The organism is Pseudoalteromonas sp. XI10, assembly GCF_001469895.1.
GTDB lineage: Bacteria > Pseudomonadota > Gammaproteobacteria > Enterobacterales > Alteromonadaceae > Pseudoalteromonas.
Genome location: NZ_LOPY01000039.1, coordinates 126734 through 140026, shown reverse-complemented (window position 1 = coordinate 140026; position 13293 = coordinate 126734). Strand labels below are relative to the sequence as shown.

General features: G+C 39.0%; 11 protein-coding genes. All 11 read left to right on the top strand.

Annotated elements, in window-relative coordinates:
• Window positions 1-7: 7 nt before the first annotated feature.
• The 11 genes from AUR67_RS09110 (at window position 8) to AUR67_RS09060 (ending at window position 13288) form a co-directional block, all read left to right on the top strand.
• Complete coding sequence (locus AUR67_RS09110; RefSeq protein WP_058585033.1) at window positions 8-1426, top strand: lipopolysaccharide biosynthesis protein; 1419 nt, start codon at window positions 8-10, stop codon at window positions 1424-1426.
• Entirely contained in the window at window positions 1410-2774 is a 1365-nt protein-coding gene (locus tag AUR67_RS09105; protein WP_058585032.1) for an O-antigen ligase family protein, read from the top strand. The genes AUR67_RS09110 and AUR67_RS09105 overlap by 17 nt, the downstream gene beginning before the upstream one ends.
• Window positions 2767-3477 (top strand): acyltransferase, encoded by a 711-nt coding sequence (locus tag AUR67_RS09100; protein ID WP_058585031.1) that lies wholly within the window; start codon window positions 2767-2769, stop codon window positions 3475-3477. The genes AUR67_RS09105 and AUR67_RS09100 overlap by 8 nt, the downstream gene beginning before the upstream one ends.
• Entirely contained in the window at window positions 3474-4610 is a 1137-nt protein-coding gene (locus AUR67_RS09095; protein WP_058585030.1) for a glycosyltransferase, read from the top strand. The genes AUR67_RS09100 and AUR67_RS09095 overlap by 4 nt, the downstream gene beginning before the upstream one ends.
• A gap of 169 nt (window positions 4611-4779) precedes the next feature.
• Complete coding sequence (locus tag AUR67_RS09090) at window positions 4780-6255, top strand: GumC family protein (protein WP_058585029.1); 1476 nt, start codon at window positions 4780-4782, stop codon at window positions 6253-6255.
• Entirely contained in the window at window positions 6252-7331 is a 1080-nt protein-coding gene (locus AUR67_RS09085; RefSeq protein ID WP_058585028.1) for a glycosyltransferase, read from the top strand. The genes AUR67_RS09090 and AUR67_RS09085 overlap by 4 nt, the downstream gene beginning before the upstream one ends.
• A 9-nt stretch (window positions 7332-7340) precedes the next feature.
• The gene (locus tag AUR67_RS09080) at window positions 7341-9152 is read left to right on the top strand and encodes a sugar transferase (RefSeq protein WP_058585027.1); all 1812 of its coding nucleotides are present in this window, start codon (window positions 7341-7343) and stop codon (window positions 9150-9152) included.
• A gap of 186 nt (window positions 9153-9338) precedes the next feature.
• Complete coding sequence (locus tag AUR67_RS09075) at window positions 9339-9659, top strand: STAS domain-containing protein (RefSeq protein WP_054561490.1); 321 nt, start codon at window positions 9339-9341, stop codon at window positions 9657-9659.
• A gap of 8 nt (window positions 9660-9667) precedes the next feature.
• Complete coding sequence (locus tag AUR67_RS09070; protein ID WP_054561489.1) at window positions 9668-10525, top strand: OmpA family protein; 858 nt, start codon at window positions 9668-9670, stop codon at window positions 10523-10525.
• A gap of 1 nt (window position 10526) precedes the next feature.
• Window positions 10527-12593 carry an SLBB domain-containing protein gene (locus AUR67_RS09065; protein WP_058585026.1) on the top strand — a complete coding sequence of 689 codons (2067 nt, stop codon included), beginning with the start codon at window positions 10527-10529 and terminating at the stop codon, window positions 12591-12593.
• On the top strand, window positions 12590-13288 hold the full coding sequence (locus AUR67_RS09060; protein ID WP_054561487.1) for an AAA family ATPase: 699 nt from the start codon (window positions 12590-12592) through the stop codon (window positions 13286-13288). The genes AUR67_RS09065 and AUR67_RS09060 overlap by 4 nt, the downstream gene beginning before the upstream one ends.
• The last annotated feature ends 5 nt before the right edge of the window (window positions 13289-13293 follow it).

Genomic DNA, 13293 nt, shown 5'->3' with positions numbered 1-13293 from the left:
AGGTTTTATGAGTAACTTAAAACAAATTGGTTACTTTGCTTTAGCTATTTTTGCAGTAAAAGGGTTTGGCTTTTTACTTTTACCAATTACAACTCGCTTTTTAGAAAAGAGCGAGTTTGGTGAGCTGAATTTTTTGGTGACCATGTCGGCGTTATGCTCTTTAGTGGTTTCTCTTGGTTTACCTGAGCTACTACTAAAACAACAGTACCCATCTTTTCGTGAAAAAATGGCGTTATTTAGAGACTCTCTGGTATTAACAATCTGTTTTAGTGCGCTTTTTTTAGGCTGTAGCTTTATATTTAGCGAGCAAATTATTGCAACCTTACCTGCACAAATAAAGGTGATTGATTTTAGGTTACTTATTTTAAATTTAACTTTTGCCTCGGTACTTGCTATCCCGTACACCTACTACCGGTTATTTGGTTACGCGCAAAAGTATTGTTTTTATAGTATTGCGCATGCTGTCATACAAACTTGTTTAACAATCACTTTGTTAGTTCTTGGTTTTAATGTAACCGGTGTAATGGTTTCAGGTGTTGTCTGCACGTTCATTATTATGTGTTTAACCTTAAGTGATATGCGAAGTGCACTTAAAGTGAGCTATTCTCGTTTTAGCTGGAGAATAAAAAAATCACAGACTGTATTCTTAACTTCAATTATCGCATCAGGTTTGTTTGTTTATGCCGGTAATGGGGCTGAAAACTGGTTTATCGTTGCCGAATTTAACGAGAGTGTCTTAGCGAGTTATTACGTTGCAGCGCAATTTGCCATAATAACTTCGTTCACATTTGAGCCGATTAGACTTTGGTGGTTCGCCAAACGCTTTAGCTTAATTAAGCAAGATAAAACGCAATATCAAAATTATGCAATAACCTCATTAAATGCAGGCTTAGCTATGTGTGTTTTGATGAGTTTACTGGCACCAATCGCATTAAACTCAGTACTTCCTGCTGAATACCATGGCAAAGATAGTTGGCTGATTTTATTAATTATTGTTGTTGCTATACGCCATCACAGCGATATTTTCAATATTGGATGCTACATGCATAAGAATGGTGTGTTTGTATCAATTATAAACTTCTTTACAGCACTTTTAGGTCTTAGTCTGCTGTACTTTTTAGTGCCAAAACTTGGTGTTGAAGGCGCTATTTTGGCACTAATCATTATGCAAAGTTTTAAATTAGTTTGCCTTTATTCAGTTAGTCAGCATTTCGAGCCTCTAAAGCTAAACTTTGCAGCATTAGTACCAAGCTGGTTAGCATTAGGATCTATAACACAGATCACTTTACAGTTTAGCGAACTTAGTTTGGCTAAATGGATCGTATGTTTTATCTATATTGCTGGTTTGGCTTATCAATATAGAGCATTAATTAAGCAAGTAATAAAAAGCTTAATGAAGGAGCATCACCATGCTCAATTACTATAAACAAAATCAGTTATTCATTAATGGCATTTTAGTAACCTTACTTGTGGTTGTTACCTATGCCATTTTGGGCCCAATAGCAGTTTTTGCATTGCTACTATTACCTTTTGCCGCTTTCACTGCAGTAAAGGTAAGTGTGGCTTTTATAATTTTGTTTATTTTATTTAGCTATTTTAGATTACATGAAGCTTTTCCTTTTTTAATGCCTTTTAAAATTCCTAAGTTACTCGCGCTTGCGTCGCTATTGGGAATAGCCTGGCACCTGTTTATCTCACAAAAATTAAAGCCACATTGGCATACCAATCATCTGATATTTTTTGTTTGGTTTATTTGGCTTACTGTTTGCGTTTTTAGTGCCTCAAATCGCGGTTTAGCGATGGAGTATTGGTCAGGTGTACTGACAAAAGTACTCATTATGGTATTTGCAATCTCGTGGTGGATGAGCACATTAAAGCATTTTAATGTGGTTAGAATTGGCATCATGATCTCAGGTTCCGCCATTGCTTTAGTTGCCCTGAGTAACAAAATGAATGGTATTGGCCTAGTAGAAGGTACCCGCGTCACTATTTCGCGAGAACTTCGCTCACAACTTGGAGATCCTAACGATTTATCACTTGTAATGATGTTTCCCGTGTCTTTTTTAGCTGCTGAAGTATTTGATTCAAGTGCCCATAAATTTAGACGCATCATTGCATTTATTTGCTTAGTTATCGCAATCAGCGGTGTTATTGCAACACAAAGCCGAGGAGGCTTACTTGGCATTGCTGCTGTACTTAGTTTCTTTATTTACCAGAAAGTTAAAAATCCTGTAGTGGTCGGCTGCATTGGTGCCGTGGGCATGTTAGCCATGGTTGCTTTTGCAGGTATTGCAGATAGACAAAGTGGCGGCTCCCATGAAGGTGGTGTTGATGAATCTGCTATGGGCCGTATTTACGCATGGCAAGCTGCAATCAATATGGCAATACATAATCCATTAACTGGGGTTGGGGTTAATAACTTTGTCGTTAATTACTATTTTTACAGCCCACATTGGGATGGCAAGAATCATGCAGTACACAGTACGTGGTTTCAGGTATTAGGTGAAACAGGCATCGTTGGAATATGTATTTTTGTATTAGTGATTGCCTGTATTTATCGCACCTTGAACCGTGTTTTCTTAATGAATAAACAGATTAATGACAAACAAATTGATGTAAATGCGAAAGCTCTAAAGGGCGGCCTAATTGGCTTTATGGTGTCAGGAACCTTTTTAACTCAGGCATTTACATGGCCTATTTATATCATTCTTGCTTTAACTATTGCCTTAGAAAAGCTTGTAATCGATAAACAAAGGGAGACTACACATGAGTGAAAATATTAAACAATGGCTTAAAACAAGTGACAGCCCATTTGCAAAATCGCTTTTTCAATTTGCGAAATCGATTCGCAATCCACAAATGTGGGTTATCCCAGGTATTCATTCAGTTATATATAAACTGCATTTATTGGTTAAAACAGTAGTGAGTGAACTAGGGCGCATTTTTTATTACACACCACTATTTAAAAGCCAAATCAAGGGCTCAAAAGCAAATTTATACCTTTATTCTGGCATGCCGCAAATTTTAGGAAAACTTGAAATTAGCTGTAATGACAACACGCGAATTAGTGGCATTAGTACTTTTTGTGGGCGTAGTCATGGTAATTACACACCCAAACTTATAATTGGCAGTAATGTTGATATTGGTTGGCAGAATGCGTTTTCTGTTGGTCGAAAAATTGTTTTAGAAGATGATGTTCGCCTTGCTGGGCGGGTATTTTTAGCTGGTTTTCCTGGTCACCCTCTAAACTCTGAAAGACGTGCCCTTGGTGAGCCTGATGATGAATGCCAAGTTGGCGATATCATAATTAAAAAAGGCGCTTGGATAGGCACCGGCGCAACTGTGCTTGCAGGTGTAACAATAGGCGAGGGTGCTATAGTTGCTGCAAGCGCTGTAGTTACTAAAGATGTGCCAGCAAATACTATTGTTGCTGGCAATCCAGCAAAAATTGTTAAAAAGCTGGAGGGCACGCTATGAAATTTATTGTATTCGGCGAAGACTGGCAAAGTCACCCAAGTAGTACACAGCACCTATTTAAACAACTAGCAAAACAACATCAGGTTATTTGGATTAACTCGATTGGTATGCGAAAACCAACATTTCGCTTGATTGATGTGAAACGAGTTTTTAATAAATTAAAAAGCCTTTTTTTATCAAAGCGCACAGGGTCAAATGCTAAAACAACGAATACTAGCCAAAACATTAATTTAACATCACACACATTAGCTGTTTTACCCTGGCACGATAACCTTATAGTAAGGCTATTTAATAAATGGATTTTTAATCGAAAAGGTTTCATAGATGATGAGCCAATTGTTTATTGGCTTAGTGTGCCTACTGCAATTAGTCTAATTTCACCTCGAGAGCAGGATAAAGTCATTTATTATTGTGGAGATGATTTCTCTGCACTTGCGGGTGTTGATCATAAAATGGTCGCGCCTTTTGAAAGCGACCTTATCGAAAAAGCTGACACCATCTATGTTGTGAGTGAGTTTCTTGCCAACAAAATGCCGAAATCTAAAGTTAAAATGCTTTCTCATGGTGTCGATTTAGAGCTCTTTACCACGCAAACCACAAAAGCCGTTGAACTTGAGCAAATAAGCAAACCAATTATTGGTTTCTATGGTTCCTTGAATGCTTGGCTTGATAAAGCCTTATTGTTAAGGCTAGCTAAAGATAGGCCTGAGTATCAATTAGTATTGATAGGCCACCTTGTCGAAGACTTCTCTGATCTACTCAAGTTAGACAATGTAACCCATATACAAGCTGTAGAGCATGGTCGTTTAGCTTCATTTTCTCAGCATTGGCAGGTATCTATCTTGCCATTTGTTGATAATGAGCAGATCAGAGCCTGTGATCCACTTAAATTAAAAGAATACATAGCCACAGGCACACCAATTGTGACAACACGCTTTGCTGCGGTTAATCCGTACCAAGAGACCATATTAATAGCAGACAACCACCAAGGCTTTATTGAGCGTGTAGACTATGCTGTAAGCCTAAGTAAATCACATAACTTGAATTGGCGAGCCAACCAATCTCAGCAGGCGAGTGATCATAGCTGGCAAGCAAAAGCCAAGTTAGTCTGTAAACAACTTAGGTTTTGCTAAATAAACCTTTCAACCCAAAGCCGCATCTTGTATCGCTACAAGATGCGGCTTTTTTCATTTTGGCTCACTAACTGCAATTAACTAACTATCTATAGAAATCTCGGTTGTTTTTATCAATTTGCAAATTAAAACCGAGCAATTTCGCAAAATGCAAAGCAAAAGGTAAAGTATGTTAGTTAAAGAGCAGATCAAACGGTTAATTTATTTAGGGCTTTATGCGCTTTACACGCGTATTAAGCTTTTTATTATTCCGTTTTGCATTGTGCCAATCGTCGTCATTGCACTTGGTTTATCTGCGCAAAAACAATATACCAATCACGCCACCATCTTAATTGAAGAGTCAGCACTACTTAATCCTTACTTAGATGATCTGTCTTTCTCGTTTCAGCTTTCTGACCGTATGGCAGCACTGCGTACCTTAGTTATCAGCCGTAAGGTACTTATTGCAGTAGCAAAAGAAACCCAATTAATAGCTGAAGATGCTACGCCAAAGCAAGTTGAAGAAATTCATCAAAAACTATCTAAAGCACTATCACTTTCGTTAATTGGTGATGAGCTGGTCCGCATTAACTTTATTTGGCATGACCAATCACAAATGAAGCCAGTGCTTGAAAAGGTGGTAGAAAAATTTATTGAACGTTTATTAGCACCAACAAAGGCATCACTTGATACTTCTGAGCAGTTTTTCTTTAAACAGCTGGATAGTTTACGCGAAGAACTTGAGTTATCTGAAGAAGCACTTGCTGATTTTAAAACCAAAAACAGTAACACCTTACCCGATGTTTTACATAGCAATCGCCAAACCTTCGACAGCTTACTAAGCGAAAAACAACAAAAGCTGATTGCTCTTTCAGGCGCTAAAGCAAAATTGAATGCCTTAGTGAGTAAAGTAGGGCAAGCCAATCCCATTTTAGGCAATTTAGAAGAAAAGATAATTCGTACTGAATCTGAATTAAGTCTTTTGAGAACACGCTATACCGATAAACATAGCAAGGTTATCGAGAAAAAACGCACACTGGCAAACTTAAAAAGTCGCCAACAGGCGCTGTTAGCATCTAGTGAAGAGCTAGACACAACGAATCTTGATCAGTTATGGCAAATGGTTAATACGCTTCCGTCTGGTGATGGTAAAGAGAGCAGCGTTTTAGTTTCTCAACTTCTTGCGCTTGAAGAGGCCCGTAATAATTTACTTCAGCAAGAGCAAGAATTTGCAATGCTCGAAGAGCAAGTGCAGCTCGTCAGTGAACGTCTGTTAGTAACCAGTGATGTAGAAAAACAATTACGTAAACTAGAGCGTGATTACGATGTTAAACAGTCACTTTATAAAGACATGCTTAGCCGTTACGAAATGGCCAAAGTTACGGGCAAATTAGTTAAATACGAAGGACCTGACAAAGTAAAAACTATCGAGCGAGCTTATAGCCCAACACAACCTATCAATACCTCAATGCTAATGACTGTTATCGTTGGCATTGTTCTTGGGATTTTCACAGGTAGTGCAAGCGTATTTGTTGCTGCACTTTGTGACAGTCACTTAAAAGATATTAAAACCATCGAAAAACTTACCAGCGCAGAGGTGGTAACAGTACTTCCTATCGTCAATGCCGAAACTAACTTCGGTAATATTGAAGGAGATAAATCATGAATGTCATGCACTTAGTTCAACACCTACAAGTAGGTGGCCTAGAAAAAATGGCAATTACTTTACTCAAAAACAGTCAATTTAGTAGCTCGAGTATTATTGTTTCTCTTGAGGGAGACAGACAATCTGCGTTTGAGCAATGGCCAGAGCTTGAACAATATAGCCATCGAGTGATTTGTTTAAACAAAAAACCAGGCGTGAGTATTTCTGTTATCGCAAAGATAAAGGCATTAATAAAAGAGCATGATATCGATATTATTCACAGTCATCATGTTGGCCCTGTTATTTATGCCGGCCTTGCTTGTGCGTTAACCGGTGATTCGGTTCGTCATATATCAACAATTCATGATGCCTGGTATTTAAATAACGTTAAACAATGTACTTTCACTAAGTTACTTAACTCATTAACGAATATTTATTGGGTCGCAGATGCACGTATTGTTGCCGATGAATTTAGAGCTAAAACAGCAATCATTCCTGAGCGCACCATTTTAAATGGTATAGATTGCGATAATTTTGTCGCAATTAATCAATCAACCGCCAGAAGTCAGCTCAATTTACCCCACAAAGTTAAGCTAGTTGGCTGTGCTGCAAGGTTGATTGAAGGTAAAGGACACAAAGATCTTATTCATGCATTGCATTACTTACCTGAAGATTACCATATGGTGTTTGCTGGAGATGGCGATCAAAAAGTCATTTTAATGAATTTGGTACGTAATTTAGGGCTTAACGAACGTGTGCACTTTTTAGGTAACGTTCACGATATGCGAGCCTTTTATTCGAGTATCGACGTAATGTGTTTGTATTCACAGCGTGAAGGTTTGCCATTATCGATTATTGAAGCCATGGCATGTGGTATTCCAGTTGTAGCATCTGATGTAGGTGGAATTCATGAAGTTGTCACCGATAACGAAGGTGAGCTTGTGTCTTTGAACGAGTTTAACAAGCTTGCACCGGCTATTTTGAGAGCATGTAAACTGCCACATGGTCTTTGCATTCGTCATCATGCTATTGCAGTCGCTGATGCAAGAACCATGAGTAGTAAATACGACAATTTATATTCTGCATTAGCAGTGTAGGAGCCAACCATGACTATTTTTACTACATTATTTATCATTTTAATGTGTATTGCTGCATATCATCATGTTGGCTACCCATTATTACTAAAATGTGTTGCAGGCAAAAAGAAAAAACCAAGCAAGCAAACCGTTTTTGATGACAACTACACACCGAATATTGCTGTTTTGATGTGTGCTTACAATGAACAACAGCATATTGCAGAAAAGCTTTATAACCTAGCATCACTGGTATATGACACTCATCATTATTCTATTCATGTTTATTTTGATGGTTGCACCGATAAAAGCTATCAACAAGCTCTTAAAGCACAGCAGGTATTACATAAGCAAGGCGTGCAGTGTTATTTTCACCATCGTGATGAAAACCAAGGGAAAGTACAAGGGTTAAATACCTTGATGGGGATGGCGAAATATCACAATGATATTTTACTGTTCACCGATGTTAGTGCTTTATTGAGTATTGATGCATTAAACAAAGTAGCTAAGCAATTTAGTGATCCGCAAGTGGCAATTTCGACAGGTGTTTACACCTTAGATGAAAATGCACCAGATGCGCAAAAAGCCTACTGGCAGTACCAAAACCAAGTGAAAAAATCAGAGTCGAACCTTGGCGCTGTGATTGGCGTACCAGGGGCAATGTTTGCAATGCGCGCTGAGTATGCAAATGAATTAGAGAATAACACAATTAACGACGACTTCGTGCTATCAATGAAAGCTTTAAGCAAAGGCGGGAAAGCTGTTGTTGATGAAGACGTTGTCATTTACGAGCGCGAATGCGATGAGCAAAGTGAAGATTATAAACGTCGTGTAAGGTTAGGTGCCGGTAATTGGCAACAAATAAAAGCGCTGCTTATATTACTTAACCCGCGTTTAGGCTGGACTTGTATGAACTTTTTCTCGCACAAAGTATTACGTGGGGTTATGCCAATTATTTTAGCCTGTATTTATGCTTGTGTATTTATAGAAGCTATCGTCACGCAATCTGTATGGTCACAATTGATTGCTACAAGCATTTTATCGCTTCATACAGTACAAGCGGTTAAAACTATATTCGCCTTTAAAAAACGTATTCCTATCGTCGATAAAGTTAATTACATCTTAAATAGCTACTTTTTAGCACTTTGGGGGATCATTCGCTATGAACAAGGTTACTTTGACACTCCTTGGCAACGTGTAAAATCTGCGAGTAAAGCACAAACAAAGTCTGTTATTAAAGTCATAAAACGAAGCTTAGATATTGCAGGCGCTTTATTTGCGTTAAGTCTAGTTTGGCCTGTATGTTTAATTGCAGCGCTTGCTATAAAGCTTACATCTAAAGGGCCTATCATTTTTAAGCAACTAAGAGTGGGTGAAAGCTCAGATGAATTCGTTGAGTTATTTTATGTTTATAAGTTTCGCTCTATGGTAGTTGATGCTGAGTCACGTTCTGGTGCTGTATGGGCCAGTAAAGATGACCCAAGAATAACGGCAGTAGGGCGCTTTATGCGTAAAACACGAATTGACGAACTTCCGCAATTGATTAATGTGCTTAAAGGCGAGATGTCATTAATTGGCCCAAGACCAGAGCGCCCTGTGTTTTATGGTAAATTAGAAAAAGACATTCCTTATTTTTGCCAGCGTACTTACGGGGTTAAACCAGGTATTTCTGGTCTTGCTCAAGTGATGAACGGCTATGACGAAACCATAGACGATGCACGTAGTAAAATTGGCTGGGATTACGCCTATTCACTGAGTATGTCATCACCTCTTGCTTGGGCGAAGCTTGAGTTTTCAATTGTGATTAAAACATTACAAGTTGTCTTTACAGGCAAAGGGCAGTGATACCAATCCACGTCTTTTTTACCAAATAAATTAAGCAAATCACGTTGCATAATGCAAATTAACAGCAAAAAGTTAATTGCATTATGCATCGCTGCATCATTTAGCCTTTAAATTTCAAAACCTTATAAACTGGCATTTTAGTTGTACTAGTTACTATGACTAACCAATTTAACTAAGGTGAAGATCATGGCTAACAACACATCATTTTCTAACGATACCAAACTAATTTCACTACCTAGTGACTTTTCTGGTCTAGCCGTCGATGGCTTTAAAGATCAGTTTGAAGAAGTTGCACACGGCAAACAACAAAGTGTGGTACTCGATTTTAGCTCTACTACGTTTATTGATTCATCTGGCATTGGTGCCATGGTGTTCCTATACAAACGCATTGAGAAAAAAGGGCAAAAGCTATCACTGCTTAATGTGTCTGGGCAACCACACAAACTAATGAGTCTATTAAGAGTTGATAAGACGATTCCATTTATCGAACAAGCTGATATCGCGTGAGGTGATTTATGAAGCACATACTATTTACAATCATTTTGCTAACGCTTGGTGGATGTGCTTCTTGGCCTGATGAGGGGCAAGGAGGCTGGGCTGAAAAATATCAAAATTATCCGCTTACTGATGAACAACACGAGATGATTTACGACACACAAGAAACCGTGGTGCTAAGCGAATTTGAACATCATGTTTTAAAGTTAGATTTATTAAAAGCACAAGGGATACAGCAATGTATGCCAGCACAACTGCTAAAAGCACAAATATACGAAAACCGTATAAGACGCCTAATAGCAGCGCAAATGTGGTCTGATGCTGAGCATGATTTACTTATTCACTATCACGGTTTAAATCAGCTTGCGAAGCACTTTGAAACTGTTAATGCGATGAGCCAATGTGCAGGCGTTACTGATACTGAAAAAAACATGACAGCATCACTTAAAGACCAGATAACTGAGCTTTTAAATAGTGATAACCAGTTCTCGCTGAATGATTTTCAGGTTACTCCTAAATACATCACACGTTTAGCACAAGCGGCTGACTTAATTAAACAAGTTGATGAAGTTAACTTACTGCTTGTTGGTCATGCTGACATTAGTGGTCAGCAACAAAACAACTATGAGTTAGCACTTAAGCGTGCCGAAACAGTAAAACACTGGCTAGGTATTTATGGTGTAAACCCTGCGACAATAACAACCTTAACGCAAGGTAGTTTAACACCGTACAGCGACGAACCTGACTCACGCTCAAAACGTCATTCAGATAGACGAGTAGAGGCAATTATTATCGACATGAGTGACGATAAAGCCACTAAACAAAAACATGCATTATCCAGCTGGACCAAAATCTTAAATGGTCCTAAGGAGCAATAACATGAAACAGTTAATCTTACTTTGCTTACTTATATTCACGTTACCTACTTTCGCTGAAGAGATTGAAGTCGGTAATAAACTTTACTTATACCTACCAGGCGAAGCTGAATTTAGCGAACCGTTTGAAGTTGATAAAGAAGGGGCTATTACCTTACCAGAGCTAGGTCGTTTTAAAGTAGCAGGCTTACAGCTAGATGATGTACAAAGCCAGCTACGCACAGCATTAAGTGAAATGTATGTGGCGATGGATGACTTTTATGTCGAAATTCATTCACGAGATATTTTCATCAATGTTATGGGCTATGTGAACGACCCATCACAAGTAAGTATTCCTAAAGATGGCAACATTCAAATGGTCATCGCCCGTGCTGGAGGCTTAAAACCAGGCGCTCAATTAGACCGCTTACAAATTCGCCGTGGCACCGAGATGATTGAGTTTAACTATAAAGCCTACTTAGATTCAGGCAACATTGACTTATTACCTGCATTACAAAGTGCTGACACAGTCTTTGTGCCAGTGTCTCCGCTGTTAGGTAACGTACAAATTGACTTTGATGCACAAACCTTAAGTGCGTCAGGTGATGCAAGTGATAACAGTGCTATTACTTTGCTTGGTGAGGTGCACAACCCTGGTAGCTTTTCATTTAAAGAAAACATGAGTGTACTTGATGCGCTAATGCGTGCTGAGGGTGTAACCCGCTATGCAGATGTAACCAAAATTCGCGTTATCGTAGATAAAACCCCTGTCGTGTTCGATTTAAAAGCGTATTTAGATAAACCTAATAACGACACTATGCCAGAGCTAAAAGCGGGTTCTACTATTTATGTGCCTATTATGGTGGATGATGTAAATACCACTTCAAGAACAGTTTATATCATGGGCGAAGTACAAAAGCCGGGCGCTTATGAAGCAGGCGAAAGCACCAGCTTTTTAGATATTCTGGCTAATGCAGGTGGCCCAACCCGTTTTGCTGAAACTCGTCAGATTAAAATCTTAACTCCAGCAGGAGAAAGCATCTTATTTGACTTACAAGGTTACAGCGAAGGCATAGTTACAGTAAAAGTGCCAAGCCTTAACCCGGGCGATGTGATTTTTGTACCAGAGAAAACCGATCAAAACGAAAAAAGCTGGTTAAAAGTACCGCCAAAACGTGCCATCAAAATTATCGGTGCCATTTTATCTCCGGGTCGTTATGAGTGGAGCCCTGAAATGGACTTTACCGATTTACTTGCTCATGCCGGTGGCCCAACTAAGGGTGCCAATATCAATGATATTAAAATTGTAAGAAACGGTGAGGTGACCAAACGTTTCGATTTAGAGCAATACACTATTAATGATTCGGGCAAATATGAACTGCCAAGTTTAATGGCTGGCGATACCATTATTGTTGAAGAGTTACCGGTTGACCCTGCAGACAATAAATCTCAATGGATCCGTCAAGAATCAAGCAAGTCTATTTACATTATGGGTCAGGTGGGCTCACCAGGTCGCTATGCATTTAATACAAATATGCACTTTATCGACATTTTAGCCGCTGCTGATGGCCCTACAGATAACGCTGACTTACGCAATATTCGTATTACTCATCGTAACGGCAATGCAGCAAGAGTCAGTAAATTAAACCTTGCACTGTATTTTGAAACCGGTGATGAAACCTTATTTCCACACGTTTTACCGGGCGATACCATCTATATCCCAGAAAAAGATAAAGACTGGTTACGTACGCCAAAAGAGCAAGTAGTTCGCATCATGGGTGCTGTTGAAAAGCCAGGTCGTTACAGCTTTGATGACACTATGACGGTACTTGACGTACTAGCAGAAGCGGGCGGCCCATCAAGCTCAGCGCTTATCGACAAAATCGTTGTCGTAAATCATTCATGCTGTAAAGAACAGTCTCGTGTATTTGATTTAGAAGAATTCGTTAAAAACCCTAACTCAGCGTATATCCCTGTGTTACGTGCTGGCGATACTTTATATGTACCAGACAAAGGCCAAGATTTAATGAGCCAGTTTAAATCAAACTTCTTAGATTTTATTACTGTTGTAGCTTTAGTGGTGGGCTTATGAAACTAATACCAGCGCAATACCAAGAACTTGAAGCCGTGTGTAACGAAATAGATAACAGTAAAGCCCGTTGCATCTGCTTTATTTCGTTAACCGGCAACGAAGGCTCTACATCACTTTGTGCTAGTGTTGCACAGCGCTTAAGTTTGCAAGCTGCCAAAGTGCTTATAATCGACTTAAATCCGTTAAATCCATTTAAGTTTGATGAACCAAAAAAACCAGAGTCTTGGTGCTTTAGTGATATTTCTTGTCAGCTGAATATCATCAATACTGAGCAGGTAGACCTGCTCACCATGGCGCACCTTAAAGAGCTTGAATCGGTGAAAAATAAAAGCGTACTTAATGATGCAATAGAACGCATAAAACAAGAGTATGACTATATATTTTTAGATATGAGCCCAGCTCTTAAATGTAATCGCGGTAACGTACCGCTGCATGCGCTTAGTTTATGTACCGAACTGACATTTTTAACGGTATCGCTTGGTTATAACGACGAAGAAGCTTTATGTCACGGTATGGCAAATTTAGAACACGCAGGCGTCAATAACGTAAAGATTGTTGTTGCGCAGCATCAGTTTGCTCCATTGGGTAGCCGCATCGTGAAAACGCTCAAAGCGTTTCAACCAAAATGGCCTAAACTCACAGAGTACTTATTAAACAAAGTTATTAAACAGCGCTGGTTGTTTTTACCTTATTGAGAACC

Coding starts and splice junctions, on each gene's coding strand:
- AUR67_RS09110 (WP_058585033.1), top strand. CDS start 8: ATGAGTAACTTAAAACAAATTGGTTACTTTGCTTTAGCTATTTTTGCA.
- AUR67_RS09105 (WP_058585032.1), top strand. CDS start 1,410: ATGCTCAATTACTATAAACAAAATCAGTTATTCATTAATGGCATTTTA.
- AUR67_RS09100 (WP_058585031.1), top strand. CDS start 2,767: ATGAGTGAAAATATTAAACAATGGCTTAAAACAAGTGACAGCCCATTT.
- AUR67_RS09095 (WP_058585030.1), top strand. CDS start 3,474: ATGAAATTTATTGTATTCGGCGAAGACTGGCAAAGTCACCCAAGTAGT.
- AUR67_RS09090 (WP_058585029.1), top strand. CDS start 4,780: ATGTTAGTTAAAGAGCAGATCAAACGGTTAATTTATTTAGGGCTTTAT.
- AUR67_RS09085 (WP_058585028.1), top strand. CDS start 6,252: ATGAATGTCATGCACTTAGTTCAACACCTACAAGTAGGTGGCCTAGAA.
- AUR67_RS09080 (WP_058585027.1), top strand. CDS start 7,341: ATGACTATTTTTACTACATTATTTATCATTTTAATGTGTATTGCTGCA.
- AUR67_RS09075 (WP_054561490.1), top strand. CDS start 9,339: ATGGCTAACAACACATCATTTTCTAACGATACCAAACTAATTTCACTA.
- AUR67_RS09070 (WP_054561489.1), top strand. CDS start 9,668: ATGAAGCACATACTATTTACAATCATTTTGCTAACGCTTGGTGGATGT.
- AUR67_RS09065 (WP_058585026.1), top strand. CDS start 10,527: ATGAAACAGTTAATCTTACTTTGCTTACTTATATTCACGTTACCTACT.
- AUR67_RS09060 (WP_054561487.1), top strand. CDS start 12,590: ATGAAACTAATACCAGCGCAATACCAAGAACTTGAAGCCGTGTGTAAC.